The organism is Hyunsoonleella rubra (genome assembly GCF_042684665.1).
GTDB classification, from domain to species: domain Bacteria; phylum Bacteroidota; class Bacteroidia; order Flavobacteriales; family Flavobacteriaceae; genus Jejuia; species Jejuia rubra.
The window spans coordinates 459,179-485,146 of sequence record NZ_JBHULY010000039.1 but is presented as its reverse complement, the minus strand read 5'-3'; the positions used below and the strand labels follow the sequence as shown (position 1 = coordinate 485,146).

24 protein-coding genes and 1 CRISPR repeat array are annotated in these 25,968 nt (G+C 37.1%); of the genes, 11 read left to right on the top strand and 13 right to left on the bottom strand.

Features of this window, described 5'->3' with window-relative positions:
- Window positions 1–109 precede the first annotated feature (109 nt).
- From ACFSR8_RS16450 to ACFSR8_RS16425, 6 genes are all read left to right on the top strand, one after another.
- Complete coding sequence (locus ACFSR8_RS16450) at window positions 110–502, top strand: hypothetical protein (protein WP_380294046.1); 393 nt, start codon at window positions 110–112, stop codon at window positions 500–502.
- A 3-nt stretch (window positions 503–505) separates the two neighbouring features.
- Window positions 506–808, top strand: a complete 303-nt coding sequence (locus ACFSR8_RS16445; RefSeq protein ID WP_380294044.1) for an HNH endonuclease — start codon at window positions 506–508, stop codon at window positions 806–808.
- Window positions 809–1,416: 608 nt separating this feature from the next.
- Window positions 1,417–2,499 (top strand): glycine cleavage system aminomethyltransferase GcvT, encoded by a 1,083-nt coding sequence (gcvT, locus tag ACFSR8_RS16440; RefSeq protein ID WP_380294042.1) that lies wholly within the window; start codon window positions 1,417–1,419, stop codon window positions 2,497–2,499.
- Between the two features lie 16 nt (window positions 2,500–2,515).
- Complete coding sequence (locus tag ACFSR8_RS16435) at window positions 2,516–3,355, top strand: sugar nucleotide-binding protein (RefSeq protein ID WP_380294040.1); 840 nt, start codon at window positions 2,516–2,518, stop codon at window positions 3,353–3,355.
- A gap of 210 nt (window positions 3,356–3,565) precedes the next feature.
- A complete protein-coding gene (locus ACFSR8_RS16430) occupies window positions 3,566–3,859 on the top strand; it encodes a 4a-hydroxytetrahydrobiopterin dehydratase (RefSeq protein WP_380294038.1) in 294 nt (97 codons plus the stop codon).
- A gap of 293 nt (window positions 3,860–4,152) precedes the next feature.
- On the top strand, window positions 4,153–4,902 hold the full coding sequence (locus tag ACFSR8_RS16425) for a YebC/PmpR family DNA-binding transcriptional regulator (protein WP_380294036.1): 750 nt from the start codon (window positions 4,153–4,155) through the stop codon (window positions 4,900–4,902).
- Between the two features lie 132 nt (window positions 4,903–5,034).
- On the opposite strand, the gene ACFSR8_RS16420 is transcribed toward ACFSR8_RS16425, so the two are convergent.
- The 7 genes from ACFSR8_RS16420 to ACFSR8_RS16390 are packed head-to-tail and all read right to left on the bottom strand — an operon-like array spanning window position 5,035 to window position 11,298.
- A complete protein-coding gene (locus tag ACFSR8_RS16420; RefSeq protein WP_380294034.1) occupies window positions 5,035–6,108 on the bottom strand; it encodes an AMP-binding protein in 1,074 nt (357 codons plus the stop codon).
- A gap of 2 nt (window positions 6,109–6,110) precedes the next feature.
- On the bottom strand, window positions 6,111–7,073 hold the full coding sequence (locus ACFSR8_RS16415; protein ID WP_380294032.1) for a CPBP family intramembrane glutamic endopeptidase: 963 nt from the start codon (window positions 7,071–7,073) through the stop codon (window positions 6,111–6,113).
- Window positions 7,074–7,076: 3 nt separating this feature from the next.
- On the bottom strand, window positions 7,077–8,111 hold the full coding sequence (locus tag ACFSR8_RS16410) for an o-succinylbenzoate synthase (protein ID WP_380294030.1): 1,035 nt from the start codon (window positions 8,109–8,111) through the stop codon (window positions 7,077–7,079).
- 6 nt (window positions 8,112–8,117) lie between these two features.
- A complete protein-coding gene (locus ACFSR8_RS16405; protein WP_380294028.1) occupies window positions 8,118–8,804 on the bottom strand; it encodes a DUF2490 domain-containing protein in 687 nt (228 codons plus the stop codon).
- A gap of 22 nt (window positions 8,805–8,826) precedes the next feature.
- On the bottom strand, window positions 8,827–9,504 hold the full coding sequence (locus ACFSR8_RS16400) for a metal-dependent hydrolase (RefSeq protein ID WP_380294026.1): 678 nt from the start codon (window positions 9,502–9,504) through the stop codon (window positions 8,827–8,829).
- 52 nt (window positions 9,505–9,556) lie between these two features.
- Window positions 9,557–10,459 carry a 1,4-dihydroxy-2-naphthoate octaprenyltransferase gene (gene menA, locus ACFSR8_RS16395; protein WP_380294024.1) on the bottom strand — a complete coding sequence of 301 codons (903 nt, stop codon included), beginning with the start codon at window positions 10,457–10,459 and terminating at the stop codon, window positions 9,557–9,559.
- Window positions 10,459–11,298, bottom strand: a complete 840-nt coding sequence (locus tag ACFSR8_RS16390) for a 1,4-dihydroxy-2-naphthoyl-CoA synthase (protein ID WP_380294022.1) — start codon at window positions 11,296–11,298, stop codon at window positions 10,459–10,461. Before ACFSR8_RS16390 ends, menA begins: the two co-directional genes overlap by 1 nt.
- A 209-nt stretch (window positions 11,299–11,507) precedes the next feature.
- Between ACFSR8_RS16390 and ACFSR8_RS16385 the strand changes: the two genes are divergently transcribed.
- Window positions 11,508–11,708 (top strand): hypothetical protein, encoded by a 201-nt coding sequence (locus ACFSR8_RS16385; protein WP_380294020.1) that lies wholly within the window; start codon window positions 11,508–11,510, stop codon window positions 11,706–11,708.
- Between the two features lie 5 nt (window positions 11,709–11,713).
- Here ACFSR8_RS16385 and ACFSR8_RS16380 read toward each other — a convergent pair whose 3' ends face one another.
- Entirely contained in the window at window positions 11,714–12,379 is a 666-nt protein-coding gene (locus ACFSR8_RS16380) for a uracil-DNA glycosylase (protein ID WP_380294018.1), read from the bottom strand.
- A complete protein-coding gene (gene holA / locus ACFSR8_RS16375; protein ID WP_380294016.1) occupies window positions 12,379–13,383 on the bottom strand; it encodes a DNA polymerase III subunit delta in 1,005 nt (334 codons plus the stop codon). The genes ACFSR8_RS16380 and holA overlap by 1 nt, the downstream gene beginning before the upstream one ends.
- A gap of 59 nt (window positions 13,384–13,442) precedes the next feature.
- Here holA and ACFSR8_RS16370 point away from each other — a divergent pair, with 59 nt between their 5' ends.
- The 3 genes from ACFSR8_RS16370 to ACFSR8_RS16360 all read left to right on the top strand — a co-directional run bounded on the left by ACFSR8_RS16370 (window position 13,443) and on the right by ACFSR8_RS16360 (window position 15,825).
- Complete coding sequence (locus ACFSR8_RS16370) at window positions 13,443–13,889, top strand: type I restriction enzyme HsdR N-terminal domain-containing protein (protein WP_380294014.1); 447 nt, start codon at window positions 13,443–13,445, stop codon at window positions 13,887–13,889.
- Window positions 13,886–14,875: a glycosyltransferase family 2 protein gene (locus ACFSR8_RS16365; RefSeq protein ID WP_380294012.1), complete on the top strand. Its 990-nt coding sequence runs from the start codon at window positions 13,886–13,888 to the stop codon at window positions 14,873–14,875. The genes ACFSR8_RS16370 and ACFSR8_RS16365 overlap by 4 nt, the downstream gene beginning before the upstream one ends.
- Before the next feature lie 107 nt (window positions 14,876–14,982).
- Window positions 14,983–15,825: an OmpA/MotB family protein gene (locus ACFSR8_RS16360; RefSeq protein ID WP_380294010.1), complete on the top strand. Its 843-nt coding sequence runs from the start codon at window positions 14,983–14,985 to the stop codon at window positions 15,823–15,825.
- Window positions 15,826–16,455: 630 nt separating this feature from the next.
- Window positions 16,456–18,169: direct repeats of the CRISPR family, unit length 46 nt; unit sequence GTTGTGAATTGCTTTCAGTTCTTTAAATTTATGGAGAATTCACAGG.
- Window positions 18,170–18,322: 153 nt separating this feature from the next.
- Here ACFSR8_RS16360 and cas2 read toward each other — a convergent pair.
- From cas2 to ACFSR8_RS16340, 4 genes are all read right to left on the bottom strand, one after another.
- The gene (gene cas2, locus ACFSR8_RS16355) at window positions 18,323–18,667 is read right to left on the bottom strand and encodes a CRISPR-associated endonuclease Cas2 (RefSeq protein ID WP_380294008.1); all 345 of its coding nucleotides are present in this window, start codon (window positions 18,665–18,667) and stop codon (window positions 18,323–18,325) included.
- Between the two features lie 16 nt (window positions 18,668–18,683).
- On the bottom strand, window positions 18,684–19,604 hold the full coding sequence (cas1, locus tag ACFSR8_RS16350; RefSeq protein ID WP_380294005.1) for a type II CRISPR-associated endonuclease Cas1: 921 nt from the start codon (window positions 19,602–19,604) through the stop codon (window positions 18,684–18,686).
- A 1-nt stretch (window position 19,605) separates the two neighbouring features.
- Window positions 19,606–23,916 (bottom strand): type II CRISPR RNA-guided endonuclease Cas9, encoded by a 4,311-nt coding sequence (cas9, locus tag ACFSR8_RS16345; RefSeq protein ID WP_380294003.1) that lies wholly within the window; start codon window positions 23,914–23,916, stop codon window positions 19,606–19,608.
- 451 nt (window positions 23,917–24,367) lie between these two features.
- Window positions 24,368–24,988: an L-threonylcarbamoyladenylate synthase gene (locus ACFSR8_RS16340; RefSeq protein WP_380294001.1), complete on the bottom strand. Its 621-nt coding sequence runs from the start codon at window positions 24,986–24,988 to the stop codon at window positions 24,368–24,370.
- Between the two features lie 72 nt (window positions 24,989–25,060).
- Here ACFSR8_RS16340 and ACFSR8_RS16335 point away from each other — a divergent pair, with 72 nt between their 5' ends.
- Window positions 25,061–25,939, top strand: coding sequence for an alpha/beta hydrolase fold domain-containing protein (locus tag ACFSR8_RS16335; protein ID WP_380293999.1), 879 nt, complete (start codon window positions 25,061–25,063; stop codon window positions 25,937–25,939).
- Window positions 25,940–25,968: the final 29 nt, after the last annotated feature.

Below are 25,968 nucleotides of genomic sequence, written 5' to 3'. Positions count from 1 at the left end.
AGGTTTGTCTTTGATAGAAATATCAACAATATTAAAACTAGCATTATTTAAAATGCACAACGGGTTCTTGTAATCTATGAATACTGTCAATGAAAACGTATTAAACTTTATGAAATCAGAGCTTAAAAAAGCTCAATTTGAAGTTATAAATAATGAAAGTGGGAGAGAAGCAGTAGACTTTAATATCAAGTCTATTAATGGTAATTCTTATCAATTTTTCTTTCAATCTATTGATTTTGGTACAGAAAGAAGCATTAAAATTCCAAAACATGATTTAGGCGATTTAAGCGAAAATCTTTTAATTGGTTTAGTTCTATTAATTGATAGCGAAGCGAAAGTTTTATATCTAATTCCATCTACGGTCTTTTTAAATCCAAATTCTATATTTAAAAGCAATGACGTGATGTTAGAGCATTTATCTAATTGGGAAATTAGCGTATTTTCAAACGCAATTCCAGAGTTAAGAATATATGCTTTAGAGAATATGATTGATAAATTATGATGTATGGATTACAATGTATTACTCATAATAATTATTGGAGTAGTTGCTTGGTTGGTTAAACGTTGGGTTTTTATTGTTAAGCGTAAACGGCGTCGAGACTATTACCGAAATGTTTATCTTAAATCTGATGCATGGAAACGTAAACGTTATGTGGTTCTCAAAAGGGATAATTGGCGTTGTGTTTATTGCGGTGCACGAGCGACACAAGTTCATCATAAAAAATATGCGAAGAGAAATATAGGGAAAGAACCAATAAAATGGTTAGTTTCAATATGTGAGCCTTGTCATGATAAAATTCATAAATAATAGCCACTAATGATATTTTTATACTCTTATTTATGGCAAGCTTACGAGAATCGCGTAAAATATTTTGTGTCGTATATTTTTATCGATCCTGTCTGCCGACAGGTAGATACGCGATTTTTAATACAGCGCAAAAAGGTTAGCTTTTATTTTGGTGCCTGCCTGCCGGCAGGCAGGTTGGCTAGCGATGGATAATTGTGTATCAATTTTGTGAATCTGCGAGTTGATGCGGCTGGAAAAGTAATTTGAATTTTCATGCCACAAATTGACTTTTACACAATTGCTTGCGATATAAAATATTATATCGGCAACTATGTAAAATGCAAGCCTGTGTCAATTTGTTATAAATGCTCTATAATTTACATTATGTAAAATAGAATATTTTATACCCTGTAATACTTCATCTTTCCAAATATTTCTAAATCTTTTTTATTTCAATACATTTGCTACGCTTGTTATGGAAAACATTTTAGTAGGTATTATAAAGTTTTTGGGAGCAACGATTCAAGACTTCGTTTCATCCCTTAAAACTAAAACCGCAATTGTTGTGGGCTTTAGCATCCTATTAATTTGTTTCCTCATTGTGTATATATTGACAAAAGACCATTAGAATGCAACAGACAGCTTTATATCAAACCCACGTAGCCCTAGGGGCAAAAATGGTGCCTTTTGCGGGCTACCAAATGCCCGTACAATATGAAGGTGTTACCATTGAACACGACACGGTTCGCAATGCCGTTGGTGTGTTTGACGTGTCCCACATGGGCGAATTTTTGATTGAAGGCCCACAGGCCTTGGCTTTGATTCAAAAAGTATCCAGCAACGATGCTTCAAAATTAACCATTGGTAAAGCCCAGTACAGTTGCCTGCCCAACGATACTGGCGGTATTGTGGACGATTTAATCATTTATCGCGTTAAGGAAGACACCTATTTATTGGTGGTCAACGCCAGTAATATTGAAAAGGATTGGAACTGGATTCAGTCCAAAAATGATGAGGGCGCTACAATGCGCAATTTAAGTGACGACTATGCCCTACTCGCCATTCAAGGCCCAAAAGCTGTGGAAGCGATGCAATCTTTAACGAGTGAAGATTTATCAGCTATCAAATTCTACAATTTTGTGGTAGGCGATTTTGCTGGCATCGATTATGTGATTATTTCGGCAACGGGCTATACCGGTAGCGGTGGTTTCGAAATTTATTGCAAAAACAGTGAAGTTGAACAAATTTGGGACAAGGTATTGGAAGCTGGTGCGGATTTTGGCATCAAACCTATTGGTTTGGCCGCACGGGACACCTTGCGTTTGGAAATGGGCTATTGCCTATACGGCAATGATATTGACGACAGCACCTCGCCCATTGAAGCTGGTTTGGGCTGGATTACCAAATTCACTAAGGAATTCACTAATTCCGAAGCTTTAAAGGCAGAAAAAGCAAGAGGTCCTGAACGTAAATTGGTCGGTTTTGAACTGGACGAACGTGGCATTCCACGTCAGGGTTATGATATTGTGGATGGTAATGGCAATACGATTGGAAACGTCACTTCCGGCACCATGGCACCTTCTTTAGGCAAGGGTGTTGGTTTGGGCTACGTCCCTCCTATTTTTGCAGATCCTGGTAGTAAAATCAATATTCAAATTAGAAAAAAAGCCATTCCTGCTACTGTTGTAAAACTTCCATTTTACAAGGGTTAACCTAAATTTTTGACGAATGAAAGGGACGGAGCAGGCACATAAACATAAAATATTGATTCTTGGAGGCAGTGGCTTTTTGGGCGGTGCCATTTACAAGGAACTCTGCTCCTATTTCAGGACGTTCGGTACCTATCGCACTTCAAATCTGCAACTTGAAAAGAACCATCACTTTTTTCAATATGATATTGAGGAAGATGATATTTATGAAATTCTGGATATTGTGAAACCCACGATTATCATTTCTGCGTTGCGTGGTGATTTTTCAAAACAATGGTTATTGCACGAGCATCTTTCGGAATATGTGTTCAGTCATAAAATCAGGTTGATTTTCCTCTCCTCTGCCAATGTGTTTGATGCCTATTCGAAATTCCCAAGTTACGAGGCCGATAAAACCTATAGCAATAGTATTTACGGACATTTCAAAATAAAAATTGAAAACATGTTGTTGCGCTTGCCTAAAAGACAAGTGGCTATTATACGTTTGCCCATGGTATTTGGTAGCCAATCCCCTCGAATTACGGAGATCGTTCAATTGATAAAGGAAAAAGAACCTATTGAAATATTTCCAAATTTGATTATGAATGTCACCACGGATTCTAAAGTGACACAGCAAATTCATTATATCATCAATCGTAATAAATGGGGCATCTTCCACTTAGGCAGTACGGATTTAGTGCATCATGACGAGTTTATTGAGGACATCATCAATTCATTGAATTTGCCGTGGAAAGCCACCTATAAGCGCGTTTATACCACAAATAACGACAGATATTTAGCGGTTTTGCCAAAACTCAACAAGCTACCGAAGCATTTGCAGTTGCAAAGCCAGGATTTGTTGAAGGAATTGAAATTGTAGCGTATCTTTTGCATTTTGAGAATTTTGAATTGTAAAACGAAAAAATTGGGCTAAATTAGTAACAGGATTTAGAAAAAATTTATGTCAGTTCGAGTGATTTCATTTTGATGAAATTGTATCGAGAACCATGGGTTGCTCTAAAGCATAGCTTCTCGATACAAAATTCTTCCAGAATTTCACTCGAAGTGACAATTACAAATATTTTAGAAAATGAGTAAACTTTCAGAACAAGAAATAGAAGCGAAACTATTGCGCTTTCCCGATTGGGAATACTTTGACGATGCCATTCATGCCGAATTTGAATTCGACAGCTTTAAGGACTGCTTTAGTGCCATGAGCCGTATTGCCTTTGAATGTGAAGCCCAAAACCACCACCCGAATTGGAGCAATGTGTATAACGTGCTTTCTATTTCGTTGTCAACACACGATGCTGGTGGCGTCACCAATAAGGATTTTAAACTAGCCGAAGCCATTGAGATGATTGTAGAGCCTGTGGATGAATGATTTCAGTAGGCAGTCGCAGTCACAGTTTACAGCACTTAAATATTAATGCAACCCGTTGTGTATTTTGGTAAAATTTTGTCAATTCGAGTGAATTTTGTGATTGGAATGAGCAAAATTTGTATCGAGAATCAAAATTTTGATCTAAAACATAGTTCTCGATACAATTCCGACAAAAAAAATCGGAATCACTCGAACTGACAGTAGCTCGTTAATTCAATATTTTTTTAAATTTGTGAGCCTTAGTTGAAAAACTTTAGGCACTTTAAATACTTACAACTTTTTAACTTTAGATTATGGGAAGAGCTTTTGAATTTAGGAAAGCACGAAAAATGAAACGTTGGTCGGCCATGAGCAAAGCCTTTACGCGTATCGGCAAGGATATCGTAATGGCCGTAAAAGAAGGAGGCCCTGACCCGGATAGCAATTCCCGATTAAGGGCGGTGATACAGAATGCGAAGTCTGTAAACATGCCCAAGGATAATATTGAGCGCGCCATAAAACGGGCCAGTGATAAAAGTCAAGGCGATTATAAAGAAGTGATTTTTGAAGGCTATGCACAACACGGTATTGCCGTTTTAGTGGAAACCGCCACGGACAATAATACCAGAACTGTTGCCAATGTGCGCAGTTATTTTAACAAATGTGATGGGAGTTTAGGCACCTCAGGTTCTGTGGTATTTATGTTTGACCACACCTGTAATTTTAAAATTGTAGGTGAAGGTTTGGATTTGGAGGAATTGGAATTGGAATTGATCGACTTTGGTGTGGAAGAAATTTTTGAGGACACCGATGAAGATGCCGATGGCAATGAGGTGAACAGTGTGATGATTTATGCGCCTTTTGAAAGTTTTGGAAAAATTCAAAGTTATCTGGAAGAGAACAATATCGAGATTTTGTCTTCTGGATTTGAGCGTATTCCGCAGGTGACCAAACCTTTAAATGCGGAGCAAATGGCCGATGTAGAAAAGCTTTTGGAAAAATTGGAAGAGGATGATGATGTACAGAATGTGTATCACACTATGGAAGAGACGGCGAGTGATTAATCGTTTAATCCTTTGCTGTCATTACGAGGAGTGAGGTACGAAGGACGATGTAATCTCATTTATGAAGACTTAATACTAGATTGCTTCACTGCGTTCGCAATGACGAAAATTAAAAATTTAGACTATAGCTCTTTAGCCTAAAATATACTTTATGGTATTCGCACGATGGATTTTCCCGGAAGCCGTCTCCTTAAATTTTCTGGTAAATAAAATGTCTTTGGGTTTCTCATATTTTTCCAAATCGACAAATAGGGTGTCGTCCAAATCACCTTCCTTACCTTGGACAACCATCACCACTTTATAGCCTAGAGTGTCATCTTCAATACCATGAATAAAAAATTGACGGCCTTGCATTTTGTCCTGTAGCTTCTCCTCTATTTGCTCCGGGAATACTTTGATACCTCCGGTATTAATCACATTGTCGATTCTACCGATCCATTCAAATTGGTTATCGGAATGAATTTCTACTAAATCATTCGTTATAATTTTATCATCAGCCAAATTGGGTGCATCAATCACCAAACACCCTCTGTCGTCCTGCGAAATACTAATATTTGGTAAGGTGGTGAAATACCGATCCGTATCATCACCTTTTAAATGATTCAGTTTTTTTACGGCAATATGGGAAACGGTTTCCGTCATGCCATAAGTTTCATATATCTGTGGTTTCTTGTCCCTAATTAGTTCTTTAATGTGACTGGATACACGACCACCGCCTACAATAGCCGTTTTGATGGATTTTAAATATTTTGCAAAATTCTTTAACTGCATTGGCGTGAAAGCGCAAAAATCATAATCCTTTTCGTAGTCGATTCTGGGAAGTGCAGAGGGTACTACCATATCTACTTCCAAACCAAGGATGATTGCCCTGACCATCATCATTTTCCCAGCGATAAAATTGGAAGGTAAACAGTTCAATACCTTTTTGCCTGGGGATAGGTTGAAAAAATCACCGGTCATAATGGCTGAATTGACCATAGCCTGTTTTTTAATCTTTAAGGTTTTTGGTCTTCCTGTAGAACCAGACGTTTTTACTTTTATATAATCCTTTTTGTCCAGCCAATCCAAAAGGAAAAGTCCGAGCTGCTGCTGATAGGGATAGCCTTCCTTAACGAAACTATAGGCTACCTCCATTAAATCTTCATAGTTGTAATGGTGACCTTCTAACTTAAATCTGTTGTGTACCTTGGTATAATCTGGAATCATATTTATTCTTCTCCAATAATTTTGTAATCTTCATTTGGTGGTTCCACCACTGGCCCAAGCAATTTGTCCTTCCAGTTGGTCCAGCCATATTTCTTAGACAAAATAAATAAAAGTATTGGAAAGATGATGAACACAGGAACAAATATTTCCGTAAGTGCCATTTCCGCGGGATCACTTATATCTTTAAGTATACTGTGGGTTTGTAAGGCTGTCCAATCCGCAGTCACCAATAGCGCGGTAAATAAATTATTGGCTGCGTGGAAACCGAGCGCCAATTCCAGCCCATCGTCCATCAAAGTGATGATGCCCAAGAACAATCCCGTGCCAATATAATAGACCATAATAACGTAGCCTAATTGCTTTACTTCTGGATTGAAAATATGAAGCAAACCGAAGGCAACCGATGTTATTACAAGTGGCAACCATCTATTTTTAAACAATGTCCCCAAAAAATGCATGCCGTAGCCTCTAAAGGCATATTCCTCAAAACTAGTCTGCAACGGCAATAAACAGACACCTATCGCCAACAAGATCAAAAAAGGTTTCATCTCAAAATTCCAAACGTAATCTTCCGGGGTAATAAAATAATAGTCTATCAGCACAAAAATGCTTGATACCACGCCCCATAAAATAAAGATATACCAAAACCGCTTCCAATCGATTTTTCTTCTTGTCGTGGTCAAGTCCTTGATAGACAATTTGTGCAACAATTTTGAACTGACAAATACCCCGATCAAACCAACGGCAAAGGAAATCAGCATCAAAAATAAAAACAGGTTTTCTCCCAGAAGTGATACCATTCCGGGAATATCCATTGCTATTTCACCACCTTCGGCCACTTTTATAAAAATGGCTATGCCCAAGGGAATCATCCCGATAACCTGCCATGCCACAAATATAATCGCGCCTCCAATAATGTAGCGCCATGCATCCGTTAAGCCTTTGTATGCCTGTTCTATATACATAATCTATAAGTTAAATTTCCACTGTTTTGTTGCATTATAACGCAAATTTCCATGTTGTACTACCAACGGCGAATCAAAATTGTTGGTAAACAAACCTCCCGTTCCTAGTCCTTGAGGCAAAGGGTTTTGCTTTTTATACGTGTACTGTGCAATAGCATTTAAACTCACATTGCTTTCCAAGGCACTCGTGACCCACCACCCTATTTTGTGCTGTGCCGCAATTGAAATCCATTCGTCACTGCCTTGAAATCCGCCCACCAAGGTTGGCTTCAATATAATGTATTGCGGTCGGATAGTTTGTAGCAACTCCTGCTTTTTTGTTACAGAAAACACGCCGATTAATTCCTCGTCCAAAGCAATGGGCAAAGGCGCTATCTCACATAATTTAGCTATTTGCTCTACTTGTCCCTGTTTTATGGGCTGTTCGATGGAGTGTAAATCGAGGTCGGACAGAATTTTTAATTTTTCCAATGCCTCTTGCGGAGAAAAGGCTCCATTGGCATCTACTCTTAATTCCATATCTTTTGAGGTGAATTCCTTTCTAATGGATTTCAACAAATCGATTTCAGTTTGAAAATCAATGGCACCAATTTTCATTTTGATACATGTGAAACCTGCTTTGATTTTGTCTTTAATTTGCCTTTTCATGAATGATTCGCTCCCCATCCAAATCAAACCATTGATTGGAATTCCTTCTTTTCCCTTTGTAAATTCAGAAGGAATTAAGTCAAATCCGTTTGCACTGTCCAAGGATTTAAATGCCATCTCCAAACCAAATTGAATGCTCGGCAGTTCGACAAGTTCGCTGACCAAAATATCGAGCCCTAAGTTTATGTTTTCACAAACCCATTGCAGTTTTTCCTGAAAATCTGGCCGGTCATCCACCGAAAGCCCACGAAACATACCGCACTCCCCTACTCCTTTTTTACCCTCACTTTCCAAAATTAAAAACCAAGTGTCCTTAGCCTTTAAAATACCTCTGGAAGTACCACTGGCTTGTTTAAATTTCAAGGTGTACGGATGGAAGCTCGCTTTCATAAAATATTAAAAGCTGTGGTGGAAACTGAATTGCAATTGCCCTTTGCCCCAATTCACCGTTTTTTGGTTCATCCAACCTAATTGGAATTTCATGCTCGGTTTTAATACATAGCCCATTCCTAAATAGGTTCGATTTCTGTCGAATAACTGTACTGGCGTATCAGTGCCAATATCGGTTTGTCCGTTGATAAACAATTCATTATAAAGTGCAATGTAAACAGCTTTTGCATCCAAAGTATTTTGATTTACGGGAATATTCAAAAATAAATTATAGCGGTATCGCGTCCTGAAATCCTGATTTTCAACAAAACGTTGCTCATAACGAAACCGATGGGTCGTATAAAATCTACCTCCAATCTTTTTTGAAAACATGGCTTCTTGGTAAATCCTACTTTCCGAAACTGTGGCGTTGCTGTCCCCAAATTGTCCAGTAGTAATATTTCCGTATCCCAAAGTGAATAATATATCGGCATTTTTTGGGGTGAATGTTATCCCCGAGCGAATCAGCAACTGCTCCAAATCTCCGATAATATCCCAATTGCGGTATTGCAAATCACCTTGAATTCCAAACTGGCTATTTTTGAATTGGTGCTTATAAAAATACATATACCAAGCACCCATTTGTGACTGGTCTTGGGCATTTATAGTACTGGACATTAAAACAATGCCTAGGCTTAAAAGTAGTTTTCGCATAAACTGTAGTAAGATGGAACTATTAAATAGTCAGGGATTCCCCTATTTTTAGGAGTTTTAAAGTTTTTAAATCGGCATCAAATTTGGCTTTTGCATTTACCTCGTCAATTTCGATATAACCGAAAGTATCGTAATGATAGCCTAATATATTATCACATTTAAGAAAATCAGAAGCGATAAGCGCATCGTCCATGCCCATAGTAAAATTGTCCCCAATAGGCAATACGGCCAAATCCAGTTCGTGATTTTTACCGATTAATTTCATATCATAAGTCAACGCGGTATCTCCCGCTATGTAAATACATTTATACTTAGTAGTAATAATAAATCCGCCAGGTTGCCCACCATAGCTTCCGTCAGGGAAGGACGACGTATGTATGGCATTGACATACTTTACTGTCCCGAAATCAAACTTCCATTGGCCACCATGGTTCATGGGATGTCCTTTTAAGCCTTTGCCATCATAATGCATCACAATTTCATAGTTTGAAACTATAGTTGCACCTGTTCTTTTGGCAATGGCCTCAACATCTAACGTGTGGTCTTGATGGGCATGGGTTACCAAAATATAATCCGCTTTAAGCGTATTTATATCAATATTTGAAGCCTTTTCATTTCCTGTAATAAATGGATCTACAATAAGATGAATGTCATCAATCTGAATCCCTAAACTGGCGTGACCGTAAAAAGTAATTTTCATGTGAATTAAATTTTACACTAAAAATAATGAATTTTTAGCATTCCAAAGGCTATTACAGTAAATGTCCAATGGCCATCAAAACGGACAGAAAGAAGGTTGATAAAGCCACTTTTTTCAACTCGGGATCGAGCAATTTTGGGTCTTTGTTTTCCTTAACTGTTTTTAAATGAAGGATTAACGGAATATAGATAATAACATAAATCAAGTTGAATATTGAAGTGTAGTATAAAATCCCAAAAAGCCCAGATATGATGATGGCTGTTATGATCAAGAAAAAATGATATTTTTTGGCCTTTTCTTTCCCTAGTCGCAATGCTAAGGTAATTTTATTAGCCGATTTATCCGAATCTATATCCCTCATATTGTTTAAATTAAGGACTGCTGCACTTAGTAAGCCGATGGTAATTGCCGGCAAAAACACCACATGGTCGATTGTTTTGGCATAAAGAACATAACAGCCTATGACGCTGACCAATCCAAAAAACATAAACACAAAAACATCACCCAAACCTCTATAGCCATAAGCATTACCGCCAATGGTGTAGCGCATAGCAGCAACAATAGATAAAATTCCCAAGGCGAAAAACAATAATGTCAACAAGAAATGTTGTGCGCCAAATGAAGAAAAAATAAGTAGAAAAGCCAAAATGATAGTCACTAAAATATTAATTTTTATAGCCTCGAACATGGCATCCGGTGAAATCAATCCACTTTGAATAGCGCGTTTTGGGCCAATCCTCTCATCATTATCGGTACCTTTTACCCCGTCCCCGTAGTCATTTGCCAAATTGGATAAAATTTGAAGGCTTAAGGTTGTCAGAAGTGCCAATATGAAAATCATCCAATCAAACATTCCGTTATAATGGGCAAAACTTGATGCTAAAATAATACCCGAAACGGAAAGTGGTAGCGTTCGCAAACGCATGGCTGACACCCAAACGGAAACTTGTTTCATTACGGTATCCATTTTTTATCGAAGTTTGGCTTTCTTTTTTCCAAAAAGGCGTTCCTGCCTTCCTTTGCTTCATCTGTCATGTAAGCTAATCGGGTTGCTTCACCGGCAAACACTTGTTGCCCCACCATGCCATCATCGGTGAGATTCATGGCAAATTTCAACATTTTTATAGAGGTTGGCGACTTTGCCAATATTTCCTGGGCCCATTCATAAGCTGTTTGTTCTAGTTCGTCATGAGGAACCACGGCATTTACCATTCCCATTTCAAAGGCCTCCTGTGCCGAATAATTACGTCCTAGGAAAAATATTTCACGTGCTTTTTTTTGCCCTACCATTTTAGCAAGGTAGGCTGAGCCGTATCCTCCGTCAAAACTGGTAACATCCGCATCGGTCTGCTTAAAAATGGCGTGTTCCTTACTCGCTAGAGTCAAATCACAAACTACATGCAAACTATGTCCACCACCTACTGCCCAACCAGGCACGACTGCAATAACGGCTTTAGGCATAAATCGGATGAGGCGTTGTACCTCCAAAATATTTAAGCGATGATAACCATCCTCACCAACATAGCCTTGATGCCCCCTAGCCTTTTGATCGCCACCACTGCAAAAGGAATAAATACCATCTTTTGTTGATGGACCCTCTGCTGATAATAGCACAGCACCAATGTTTGTATCTTCATTGGCATCATAAAAGGCGTCATATAGCTCACTAGTTGTTTTTGGCCGAAAAGCATTTCTAACATTAGGCCTGTTGAAAGCAATACGCGCTACCCCATTATATTTATTATAGGTGATATCTTCGAACTCCTTTGCGATCTCCCATTTAGGTTCATCCATCGTTTGAATATTTTGACCAAAAATAATTGTTTTATTTGATACAGCTACTAGAAGGATTTAAAAATGAAACTGATTTTAATTTATTACGTACATGTACGTATTGCGGTTATGGATATTTTTTATAGATTTGTGAAGATTTTAACAGTTTAATCGGTAAAATTTGTATTTCATCGAAAATTTATATACTTTTATCGACCAAACAATGAACTATGCCTATGTTATTGAACATTACTTTGCTAATTTTGTCCCTAATAGCCCTTAATGTCCTGTTCTTCAGTTTTTCGTATTTTAAGTCTGCCAAAAAGCGTGTACTTAGAGAGTTGAATACTCCAACTGAAGCTCCAATTAAGCTAAACACCAAGTTAGAAGTAGAATCGGAAAGCCGGGATTTAGCACCTACCGGAAGCTAAAACACCTACCAATTTATAGCTTTTTGGTTGTATGACTTGAGTAAGGCATTAACTTTGGAAAAATGTTTATTGCCGAACCAATAGCCCCTATTGGCACTCAATGGTGACGGATGACCTGAGGTAAGTATTCTATGCTTATAAGAGTCAATCAGCTTTAATTTTTGTTTGGCATACCCTCCCCAGAGTAAAAAAATCACATCTTTCTTTTCTTCGGAAATACATCTGATAACGTTATCCGTAAAAGTTTCCCACCCTTTTTTTTGATGGCTTCCAGCTTGATGGGCCCGAACGGTTAATGTAGCATTTAATAGGAGGACACCCTGTTTTGCCCACCGGGACAAATCTCCACTTTTTGGATACGGAACCCCCAAATCATCTTCAATTTCTTTAAAAATATTAATTAGTGAAGGCGGATGCATAATACCGTCCCGAACAGAAAAACACAACCCATTGGCTTGCCCAGGACCATGATAAGGATCCTGTCCGATAATCACAACCTTGACATCCTCAAAATGGCAATGGTTAAATGCGTTAAAAATCTCCTTTCCAGGTGGAAAACACTGGTGGGAAGTGTACTCCTGCTTTACAAATGCAACCAATTCTGAAAAATAAGGTTTTTCAAACTCCTCCCGCAAATACCCTTTCCAATTCTCGTGTATGGCTACATCCATCAGTTTAAAATCCTAACCAATAATTCTTTTAATAAATCTCCTTGGGGAACAGCATTTGCCCCCACCCCTTTGCTTTTTACATCGAATTCCCTTAAAGTAGAAACAACTGCACTCACTTTTCGCATGGGGTAGTTTCTTGCGGCCGTGACATATTCATTGACAAAATAGGGATTAATCTTTAAGGCTGATGCCACACTCCTTGGTGATTTATCCTTTAATCCATGAAAATGCAACAATTGGGAAAAGAAATTAAACAATAAAGACACCGTGACCACCATGGGATTGTCCTTTGGGTTCTCAGCAAAATAATTTACTATTTGATACGCCTTAACAGCATTTCTGTCCCCAATTGCTTTCCTGAGCTCAAAATTATTGTAGTCTTTACTGATGCCTATGTTTTCTTCCACATCCTCCGGTGTAATCTGATGGCCCTTCGGAAATATGATCTGAAGCTTATCAAGTTCATTATTAATTTTACTTAAATCCGTACCCAAGAATTCCACCAACATTTGGGCTGCCTTTGGGGTAATGGCATATCCCTTAGGCGACAAAACCCTTCTAATCCAATCGGCTACCTGATTTTCGTATAGTTTTTTACTTTCATAAACCACACTTGTTTTTTTAAGTGCCTTATAAAGAGCTTTGCGCTTATCAATTTTTTTGTATTTATAATTCACAACCAAAATTGTAGTCGGCTGAGGGTTATCAGCGTATTTGGCCAATTTTTCAATGGTTCGGGATAAATCCTGCGCCTCCTTAACGATTACCACCTGATATTCGGCCATCATGGGATAGCGTTTCGCGTTGCTTACGATATCCTCTACCGAAATATCACGCCCGTAAAGCACCATCTGATTAAAACCTCTTTCGGCTTCAGTTAGGACTGTGTTCTCTATAAAATCTGAAATCTTATCTATGTAATACGGTTCTTCACCCATTAAAAAATAAATGGGCTTAAGTTGCCGATTTTTTATATCGGTCGCCAATTGTTTAACCTCGTCCAAATCCTATAAAATTTTCAATGAAAAGCAATAAAATGGCATTATAATGATACATTTGTTGGATGCACAAATTGAATTTCCCCTCATACCAGTTTCGATTCAAAAATAGCGAAAATAAAGTTCTCATTTTTGATATCATTCGCAAAAAATTTGTGGTTTTGCAACCTGAGGAATGGGTACGCCAAAACTGTGTGCATTTTTTAATTGAAGACAAAAACTATCCCAAATCCTTGATTAATGTTGAAAAGGAATTGAAGGTGAACGGTTTAAAAAAACGGTATGATATCGTGGTGTTCAAGCCCAACGGGGAGATTGAAATTGTTGTAGAATGTAAAGCCCCAAATATTGAAATAGACCAAAACGTTTTTGACCAAATAGCCCGTTATAATTTAGAATTGAAGGCAGATGTTTTGATGGTTACTAACGGATTAAATCATTATTATTGCGAAATGGACTTTGAAAACGAACGGTATCACTTTTTAAGAGATATGCCTTTGTACGAAAGATGAAAATAGCAGTCGTTATATTAAATTGGAATGGCAAGAAATTGTTGGAGCAGTTTTTGCCATCAGTGGTACACCACTCAGTAGGCGCAGATATTTATGTGGCTGATAATGCGTCAACTGATGATTCCATTGTTTTTGTTGAGAAGAACTTTCCATCGGTCAAAATAATTCAAAACAAAGTCAATGGTGGGTTTTCAAAAGGCTATAATGATGCCCTCAGGCATATAAAAGATGATGTATTCTGTTTGTTGAATAGTGATGTTGAAGTGACTGAAAACTGGCTTTCCCCTATTGAAAACGCCTTTAAAAGCAATGCGAATGTTGCCATAATTCAACCCAAAATATTAGATTTTAAAAGGAAAGATCATTTTGAATATGCTGGTGCTGGAGGTGGCTTTATAGATAAATTTGGATATCCGTACTGTAGGGGTAGAATTTTTAATACTGTTGAAAGGGATTCAGGTCAATACAATGATACTATACCCATCTTTTGGGCTTCTGGTGCATGTTTGTTTATACGAAGATCGGTTTATAAAGAACTAAAAGGCTTAGATGAATTCTTCTTTGCCCACATGGAAGAAATCGATTTATGCTGGCGTTCACGGAATAAAGGATATGACATTCTGTACGTTGGCAGTTCAACGGTGTATCATGTTGGAGGGGCTACGCTTAGCAACCTTAGTCCAAAAAAGACTTACCTTAATTTTCGAAATAGTCTTTATACTTTGGTCAAAAATGCAAAAGGAAATGTTTTTATGCTTGTGCTTATAAGGTTACTGTTGGATGGTATTGCTGGCATGAAGTTCTTTTTGGGGTTTAAGTTTGCACATATAGTCGCCATAATAAAGGCTCACATCAGGTTTTATGGTCATCTTCCGCTTCTTCTAAAACAGAGAAAAGCTGCTCCCAGGAAAATAAAATATTACCAATGCACATCCATTGTCTGGGATTATTTCGTAAATAGAAAAAGGTTTTACAAAAGTTTATAACTCGGTTAGTAAAAGTTTTGTTAAGCCTTTTAAATTCAACTGTTTTTTATATATTTTAGCCAAAATTATATTGCAAATTTTTAATCCGAAAAACAACCAATAACATTATGAAGAAAGCACTATTACTTAGTTTGTCCGCACTATTCGTATTATTTAGTTCCTGTGGATCCAAAAAGGAGCTTTTAGCCCTTCAGGAAAAACAAAAAGAAACACAAGATTTATTGAATTCAGCAACTGTTAAATTGAATAGTTGTTTAGAGGAAAAAGCAGCCGCAACTGCAAAAGCATCTGAGCTGGAAAAGCGAGTTGCCGATTTGAGGGATAATGTTCAAACCTACCAAACCTTAACTAAAACAAGTGCTACTAATGTTGAAAAAACCCTGGAAAGCATGAGGGAAAAAGATTTAAAGATTACTCGTTTGCAAGATGCCCTGACGAAGAAAGACAGTATGACATTGGCATTAGTAACTAGCTTTAAAAGAGAAGTTGGCATTAATGATCCTGACATTGAAGTAAATGTTGAAAAGGGCGTTGTTTTTATTTCAATTTCGGACAAAATGCTTTTTAGAAGTGGAAGTTATAATGTAACGACAAGAGCAAAGGAAGTATTGGCAAAAGTAGCGAAAGTTGTTAACGCAAAACCAGATTTTGAGTGTATGGTTGAAGGACATACAGACAGCAGATCTTACCAGAGTGGCGTATTGTTGGACAACTGGGATTTAAGTGTAAAACGTGCCACTTCCGTAGTACGTGTTTTAGAGGAACTTGAAGTAAACCCAGGGAGGCTAATAGCCGCTGGACGCAGTTCGTATGTGCCGCTTGTAGACAATGATACCGCTGAAAACAGAGCCACTAACAGACGTACGCGTATCGTAGTACTTCCCAAATTGGATCAATTCTACGAATTGGTTGAAAAGGAAATGAAGAACCTTGAAGCCGGAGGCAACTAAGTCATAAAGATATTGAATTGTTCAAAGCCCAATCGTTTCGGTTGGGCTTTTTTGTGAATTGCTTTAGTTTCGCTGAACCTCGGAGCGATCTAACTGGTCTAACAAAAGGGAATCGCAACGTGCTTTTGCCATAGCTTGCAGAAAGTTTCCTGCTTAGGTTTCAGTTCTTTAAATCCTGCCCTGAGCCTGTCGAAGGGTTATGGAGAATTCACAGGTTGAAGCTGTTAACTTATCTTGACTACCTTGTTGTGAATTGCTTTAGCTTCGCTGAACCTCGGAGCGATCTAACTGGTCTAACAAAAGGGAATTGCAACGTGCTTTTGCCATAGCTTGCAGAAGTTTCCTGTTTAGGTTTCAGTTCTTTAAATCCTGCCCTGAGCCTGTCGAAGGGTTATGGAGAATTCAAGGGGAATTTTTTGTCGTCAAATGTCTTTCCGTCGTGAATTGCTTTAGCTTCGCTGAACCTCGGAGCGATCTAACTGGTCTAACAGAAGGGAATTGCAACGTGCTTTTGCCATAGCCTGTAGAAGTTTCCTGTTTAGGTTTCAGTTCTTTAAATCCTGCCCTGAGCCTGTCGAAGGGTTATGGAGAATTCACAGGTTAATATCTGCTTGTATCAACGCTCTTTGTGTTGTGAATTGCTTTCAGTTCTTTAAATTTATGGAGAATTCACAGGGCGTATGCGTGGAAATTCGACCCCAACAAGGTTGTGAATTGCTTTCAGTTCTTTAAATTTATGGAGAATTCACAGGGTTTGACCGCATCGCAACGGGAAGACTGGAGTTGTGAATTGCTTTCAGTTCTTTAAATTTATGGAGAATTCACAGGAACCACTAATTACACCTTGCAATAATGCCAGTTGTGAATTGCTTTCAGTTCTTTAAATTTATGGAGAATTCACAGGCATGGTAGATGTATTAGATCCGTACGTAAAGTTGTGAATTGCTTTCAGTTCTTTAAATTTATGGAGAATTCACAGGCTGCATTATTTTACCGTTTTCATATTTCCGTTGTGAATTGCTTTCAGTTCTTTAAATTTATGGAGAATTCACAGGGTGATGATTGGCTAATACAAATTTTGTCATGTTGTGAATTGCTTTCAGTTCTTTAAATTTATGGAGAATTCACAGGTTACGGCGAAAGCATGAAGGAAGCCTTAAAGTTGTGAATTGCTTTCAGTTCTTTAAATTTATGGAGAATTCACAGGACTTTTTTGTTGCAGTCTACCCTGCCAATAGTTGTGAATTGCTTTCAGTTCTTTAAATTTATGGAGAATTCACAGGTATCGACCCCGATGATATTATTGACGAAATGTTGTGAATTGCTTTCAGTTCTTTAAATTTATGGAGAATTCACAGGTGAAAGGACAACAGGTAATTTTACAGCTACGTTGTGAATTGCTTTCAGTTCTTTAAATTTATGGAGAATTCACAGGTATCCAAACACCCGTTGCAATACATCATAAGTTGTGAATTGCTTTCAGTTCTTTAAATTTATGGAGAATTCACAGGTCTAACGTTAGGAATAATTCGTAATTATATGTTGTGAATTGCTTTCAGTTCTTTAAATTTATGGAGAATTCACAGGGTATTGAAATGGAAGAGATAAGCGTCGTTGTTGTGAATTGCTTTCAGTTCTTTAAATTTATGGAGAATTCACAGGTTTTGCGCCTGTGCTTCCACGATGGCAGTAGTTGTGAATTGCTTTCAGTTCTTTAAATTTATGGAGAATTCACAGGAGAGCCTATAAAACTGACTGACGGAATGCGTTGTGAATTGCTTTCAGTTCTTTAAATTTATGGAGAATTCACAGGATAAGCCTTTCCCATTGCTTACAAAGTGGTGTTGTGAATTGCTTTCAGTTCTTTAAATTTATGGAGAATTCACAGGTTCTGGATTAGTAGGCATGACATCTTGGAAGTTGTGAATTGCTTTCAGTTCTTTAAATTTATGGAGAATTCACAGGGAAAAAGAAATAAAAACGCTAGAAGAAAAAGTTGTGAATTGCTTTCAGTTCTTTAAATTTATGGAGAATTCACAGGTGTGTCAATTAGCACTAATATAACAAGTAGTTGTGAATTGCTTTCAGTTCTTTAAATTTATGGAGAATTCACAGGAGCAACGACCTTAATTAAAAGGAACTGACCGTTGTGAATTGCTTTCAGTTCTTTAAATTTATGGAGAATTCACAGGTAGTTGTGTCTCAACAAAAAGAGCGATGCCGTTGTGAATTGCTTTCAGTTCTTTAAATTTATGGAGAATTCACAGGCCCAGCAGTAAGCGGGGTAAGTATGTCCTGGTTGTGAATTGCTTTCAGTTCTTTAAATTTATGGAGAATTCACAGGATACTTGCTGTAACAGGCTGGTATCCTGTTTTTTATGTACGGCGGTAGGATTTGGAAGAACAATGGTTTATAGGTTAAACACCCCTTCCGATTCCGGTTTTTCAAACCGAAACCACCTTCCCCTAATCAGGGGAAGGAATTAGAAGCGTATGATCAAAAAAGCTCAAGTTGTTGGCTTGGAGGTTCTAATTCGGCTTCTTTTTGCCCGTGGAAGAGTTCCATCATGCCAAATTGCTTATCGGTTATCTGCATAATACAAACCTTTCCTTTTTTGGGTAATGCCCTTTTAGTACGTTTGATATGTACCGACGCATTTTCACGGCTAGGGCAAAACCGTGTGTAGATACTGAACTGGAACATCCCAAAACCATCATCCAAAAGATTTTTCCTAAATCGTGTTGCGGCCCTGCGTTCGGTTATTGTATCAGTTGGCAAATCAAAAAACACCAGTACCCACATACATCTATATTGGTTTAATCGGGTTAGGTATGATTCCATAATTGCTTTCCATTTTTTATCCTACGAAGGCTTCCAATGATGATTTGAATTCTGGGTAAAGAATTTTACGCCTGCTACCCTCAAAACATTCATACAGACTGGACGTGGTTCGGCTCATAGCGTTCATTAAAGGGCTTTGTTTACCGTCGATCACTACATCCACAGCAGGTATCATCAACAAATTGGATTTTATGCCTTTATTAAGATCTTCCAATTGGCAGCCTGTTTCCACAATATCATACACTATAGCATCCACGAAAGGCCGATAGGGTTCCATAACATCATCCGCCAAACAAAACGCATTATACTTGTTATGGTGAAAAATGCCCACCGAAGGCAACAGGCCGCTACTGACCAAGGCCCTTGCGGCCACGGCGCGTAGAATGGCATAACCATAGTTTAACAGGCTGTTTGGAGGTACGCCTTTTTGGTTTCTGCTAAATCCATCAATATCAAACAGATTTTGGAAATAAAAGGCGGCGGCCAAAGCTTCTTCGTTTCCTAAATCGCCACTTTTTACGGCTTTTGCGTACCGTTTTAATCGCAAAGCGTTTTTATTTCTTAACAAAAAATGATTGGCTTGGTTATCAATTTTTGCCACAACGGTTTGCTGCCAAAGGTTCTTTTTAAGTGGTACGCTGGCGTTAAGTTGATAGCGCATACGTTCTGTTTGCTCTGTATGCCCCACCAATGGTTGTAATAAAGAACATGGTAAATGTTGCTTGTCGCAAGTGATGACCGCTGTTTTGTTCTCCACCAATTTTCTCAGTAATCCATTCGTGATAGTAATCTGCGGGTCTTCAAGTACTACATAGCCCAAATCCTCAATGGGAATGGTCTTTTCTTTTTTGTTTTCCTCCGGAAAATTTACTACCAACTGTTCGTTTTTGGTGCTTAGGTAGGCGGGATTTCCGAAGAATAGGGTGCGTTTTATCATATTAATCTAGCCATTTTATCTTTCCTAGTATTGATACCTCAAAATCGTAATTCTCATATAATAAATTCCAACTCTTTTTACTTAATCCTAAAATTGGGGTTTGCCCTTCGATTAAAATAGAAGATGATTCCGTTTTATATTTGCTGATTTCATTTTTAAGTTCTTTTACAACAACTGTACTTGAAACCCCTTCTATCCGCTTCAACCTTTCAGAAAAATTATTCAATTTTTTTTGATAATCTTTTTTTCTGTCAGTAGCATTTTCAATAGTTTTATCTTCAATTATTAATGGAATTCCAAGCTCTATTTCCTTTCTCTGGACAATTTCGCTTTTAATCGATTTCACTTGTACATCTATATCAGATTTAGATTGAGCTTCTAAATGATATTGCAACATAATTTTACTGCCATCATATTTAAACTGTGTTATACGGTACAATCTGTTTTTTTGAAATCCCAAGTCCTTTCTATTTTCATAATCCCCATCGTTATTTAAAACCAAGACCTTTTGGCCAACTTTCAATAATTTAACATCTGGGTATTCTTTTAACTCGGGATGGCACATTTCAATATACAATAAGGGGGTAAACTTTTTATACTTCTTAAAGACTTTGGCAATTTCAAAAGAAGCGACAGGAATCATTTTTCGTTCAATCTTTCCTTTTATGCTTTTTTCACACATAATAGCATAAGGTAATGAGCCTGCTGCAGAATAGTAATAATTCTTATAATCATGTTCCGAACGATAATTAACCCGTTCTTTAACCACTTGACCCGATTTTGATTTTACCCTTATATGCCTAATTTTATTTCCTTGAGGGTCTACAGCATTTCCTTTTTGAGTCCTAACTATTTCCCTAATAACAGGATCTATAATATCATCAACCTTAGATAATACATCTTTTAATGGTTTACGTTCTGTAAAAATAAATTCCTCACCCCCTGTTTTATATTTCCAATCTCCATTTTGGCGTATGGGTTGACCATCTGTAAAACGGTCTACATCTCTTATTTTACCAATAAATGTTTGCTTGTACAACGTACTTCTTACGGTATCTCCTTGCGATTTTTTGACAACACGTTCTCCTTTTTCATCCGTAAGGTAATTGCCATTTTTATCTTTAACGTATTGCAGTTTGCCGCGTTTTCTAATTTTTCTAACTGTTTGTTGTAAAATTTTATCTTTTTCATAATTAACGATTATGGTTTGGCCTTCTGTTTTTTGAATTAGTTCCTGAGAGCTAAATCCATTGTAGGGTTTAGCTGTAAACTGTTTACCCTCTCTTTCATCTTTTTCATACATTCTATTAAGTAGAGCATCTCTCCTACTACTGTTTGAAGGAATAAGGGTTAACACAGCTGCATCTATAGCGTGATGCGTATGCTTGTTTCTACTTTTTATCTCGTCTGCTTCCTGAAATCCATATATCTTTCTAAACTGAGCTGTAACTTCTCCTTTTTGAACAACTACTTTTTTAAAATAAGTTTTGAGGAATTCACGGGCATACTTACTTACCATTTGCGTATCCACTAATTGTCTTCTTGCCCAACTATCTTTAATCTGGTCTGCGGTAAAACGTTCTACTTTATCTTTCCAATAATCGAAATGCATTCTAAAATAATGCTTTTCTTGAATGCGCGTGTTCTTTTTTTTCTCATCTTCATTTCCCGATGGTTTTCTTCTGCTTTCATAAAGATTTTTATAATTATCTCTAATTTTTTCCCAAGCCCTTAACCTAGGCTGTATTGCACTGCCTATTTCAACAACGTCTTTTGAATAGTTTTCACAATAATAAGGCATTAATTTACCTTTATTATCCCGATTGTATTTGGCATAACATACTGTAAGGTTTGCCATTGTGTTATCAGGCAAAAGGCTTCTGGGTATAGTATGCTCAATATCAATTTCATTAGAGAACAGCTTTGAAATGGAAATCATTTTTCCAGTATACATACATTGACCTTCCTGCTCTTTCCAAAGTTCATAACGTTTTATTGCACTTTTTTCTCTTAAAATTTCACTAGTAGTATTATTTGTTACTTTTTTTCCAGTTTCATCAAAGGCCTCTTCAAAAATCTGTTCATTCCACAATTCAAAATCACGAATACCCTGTTCTACATTAAATGATTTACCTTCTTTCTCCTTAAACTCAGCTAAAAACTGTCTTATTTTTTCTCTTTTTGTTTCTCTTTCTCTTTGATAACGTTCTATAGCTGCCCGTTTGTTATTATCATTCAAATCTCTTGCTACTTCAACAACAACCTCGGTATCTTCATCTATTTTGCCTTCTTTTATAAGTTCATTTACCAATCGCCTTAAAATACTCAATGCTTTATTGAACATCGGATTTTTTATACTATCTATTAAAGGAATTGGTAGTATATCTTTTCCAGTTTTTTTGTCTTTTACTTTAGTACCATAGATATTTTTTCTATTTGAATGATGATACAATTTACCATTCATGATAATATTATTTTCATATAACAATGAATTAAATATGCTGGTTAAATTAGGTACTTCTCTATAAGCTCTTTTAGAATCGAAGAAAAATTCTTGGTATTCCCTTCTTACTTCTGATATTATAGCATCTTTATCTTCTTTTTTACCCCAAGTAGCCTCTCCAAAATAACCAATACATGCATTTACAATATCCTTTCTATCATCTTCTGTTAATAAATACTCAAAATCTTTCCATGCTCTAACAGGCGCCCCCGTATCTTTCCAATCTTCTACTTCACCTTTGTATGCATCAATTAGATTATTACAAATACCAATAACCATTTTTGACCGACTATAGAGCTCCTGACTTTGTTTTGCCAATTTTAAAATAGTACTTTTTTGATGTTCCCAGTTTTCTCCTAGTAATTCTGGAAGTTTCGCAAAAACAACTGCTTCATTGTACAAATACCCTTCCTTTAAAAAGGGAATAATTTTTTTTAAGGCTTTTAAGCTCAAATCACCATATCCAACAGTCAGTCGATTTTTTAAAATAACCAATGGAGATAAGGAAACATCTTTTTTATTTCGCTTTACTATAATATTTTCCACACCAAGTTTTTCAATTGCAAATTCTTCAAGATATTCTTCATCGAAATCGAAAATAGCGTGCCAAATATCAAGAATAGAATATCCGTTTATAATCTTTGGAGCATTACCAATGTTGTGATTTTCCAGTTGTATTAGAGCATTGTAAGCCACTTCCCCAAAAACCTTGATTATTCCATTGCAAAAAGGCATACCTGAAACACTTGTTTCGTATTTACCCGTTTTTTGACTAATAGGGTAGTTATATTTAGATTTTTGTTTTAGTTTTTTATCAAGATATTTTCTAACAACTTCAAACTTAAAATTGTCTTTTGTTATGAAAACATCATTGAATAATGACGCTCTTAGATTTTGGGGTAAATCTTGTTTTTCACCTTCTTCATCATAAAACTTAATGGTATTTATAAATTGCCACGCTCTAGAAATCTCAAAAATAGGATGAGATATAGGGCTTCTTAATTTAGAGGGTTCTAAAGAACATTTTCCGATAGTTCCTTTTTGGGAACGCAATGGGCGTTGCCAAATAATAGCTTTCCATAAGCTCAGGACAAACGAATCGTAATATCCGTATTTGCCATCTTTAGAAATATCATAACCTTGTGCTTTGCAAATCAGTTCAAGTTCTTTTTGATACTCTTCGCGGTATGGATACTCATTTCTTGCCCTTATACCTTTAGCTAAAAATTCATTTTTTAGGGCTTCTGCTATTGTCCTGTTACTGTCTAATGCTTTTTGAAACCCGCTCTCCCCTCTTCGTTTTATCTGGTTTTCAGTTTCTTTATCGGATTCACCTATATCTTTGTAGCCTCTTCTTTGAACTAAATGATATAATACTCTTCCAAATTCATGTTTTGTTAATTTTTTGTCCAATGCCGTGACTCTTAAATCATAGGGGTTTTTATATTTCTCGCCATCTTGATATGAAAAATCACAAGCTAACCAACTAAGAAATTTTTCATTTTCTGGAAATCTTTTAACCCTTCCTTTTTTATAAGTGCTCCAAACTTCCAATTCTTCAATCTCTAACGGAACAAAATTTCTGTCACATAGAATTTCAAGCAATTTCCATTTCCTATACTTTCTTGCCCTAATCAGATTCCGTTTTGAACGTGCTTCTCTTCTATCTCGTGTTGGCGAACTATAGCCTCCTTGTCCTTTCACCATCCCAGATGAAAATGTAACAACTCCTTTATTGGAAATTTGGTCATCATTTCTAATTGCCCATCCTAATGATGAACTTCCTAAATCTAATCCTAATTTTGACATATTATATTTTTTCTTATTTTTACAATTCTGAAAGACAATTCACAACAAGGCTTAAAAGCCACAGAAAATTCTAAACGACTGCTTCGGTAGTCGTTATGTTTTAGCATCATCTTTATTTTTTAGTAACATCTCACTGGCAAACAATCAAAAACATTTAAAACGACGTTTGTTTGTTCAAACGTCGTTTTCTTTTTAATGGCTAATGATTCTTATAAGGAGAACTTAAATGTAGGAAAAAATAATAAAAAATTGTACGTGTTTCTAAATAAATACAGACTTTTCTTCTGCGCTAGGGATTGCAACGGCATCCTTTTTTGCCCGAAAAAACAATAACTGAAAAAACAAATAACATGCAACTTTTATTGATGCAATCTGGATTTGATAAAGATTAATGCAAAAAAGATATAGTGAAAAGCCCGACCCCGAGTACTCGGGGTAGCGCCCAAAAAAATTAAAAAATCTCCAAGCTACCCTTTCCTTCCCTAAGAACAATGGGTTCGTCCTCGGATAAATCAATAACCGTAGAAGGTTCATTTCCCCCGTAACCTCCGTCAATCACCAAATCCACAAGGTTGTCCCATTTTTCTAAAATCAATTCCGGGTCTGTAGTATATTCCAAAATTTCATCTTCATCATGAATGGAAGTAGAAATGATTGGGTTGCCAAGTTGTTTTACGATATCTAGCGCAATATTGTTATTGGGCACCCGGATACCTACTGTCTTTCGCTTCTTGAAAGGGTTAGGCAATGATTTAGAACCTGGAAGGATAAACGTGTATGGTCCCGGCAATGCCCTTTTCAAAATTTTAAACACCGATGTATCTATTTGCTTTACATAATCGCTGAGATTGCTTAAATCGTGGCACACAAACGAAAAGTTAGCCTTCTCCAACTTTACGCCTTTAATCCTTGCCACTTTTTCCAGAGCCTTAATGTTAGTAATATCACAGCCCAACCCATAAACCGTGTCCGTTGGATATATAATGACACCGCCTTTTTTCAGCACCTGTACAACGCGATCTATTTCACGTGGATTTGGGTTTTCCTCATATATCCTAACAAATTCGGCCATAATATGTATATTGCTCCTGTGTTTACAAATTAAGTATTTATTTTAATGCCTTGGTCATAAATTTTTGAACTTATGGATTTTTTAAAGCGTTTTATTTTAAGTATTATCTTTTTAGTTGTTTTTGTTGGGTGTAATGAGGATAATTTTGTCGAAGCGGTCATTGACACTCCAATAGAGGTACTGGACGCCTCAGTGCCTTACGAGGCAAAGGACGTTTCTTATGGGGATCATGAACGCCAGAAATTTGACTTGTACCTGCCTGCAAATAGAAATGCAAACACCAAGATTATGATTTTGATCCACGGTGGTGGCTGGACATCCGGAGACAAAAGTTCTATGGAACTCATAAGGCAATTGTTTCAGCAGAACATTCCAAATCTTGCAATCGTAAACATGAATTACAGACTGGCAGACGAAAACACCAGACCCTACCCGATGCAGATTGAGGACATTACCAGTTTGGTCAACTTCTTGAAAGAAAGTAAGGTCAACTACACGATTTCAGAAGACATTGGTTTCACAGGGACAAGTGCTGGGGCTCATTTATCATTACTATGGAGTTATGCCTTTGACACCAATAGCAAAGTAGACATGGTCTGCAGTATCGTAGGGCCAACAAATCTTAAAGACCCTGCATATTTGAACAACTCCGATCCAGCACTTGCGGAACTGCTGGATTTGTACCTTACGGATACCTCTCTTGAGTTTTTAGAAGAGGTCAGTCCTTTGCATCAAGCTACGGCCACAGCTCCCCCGACGATTTTGTTTTACGGAGGCCAGGACCCTTTAATCCCAACAACCCAAGGTACGGATTTGAGAGATAAACTGGAATTGCTCGGGGTAACCCATGAATTTACCCTTTATCCAAATGCCGGACACGGTTGGGACGATGCAGTTTTGCTTTTGGATACTTGGACAAAACTAAAAGCCTTTACCGAAACGTATTTGTAATAGCATGTAACATTTTGAGGCTCAGGTAG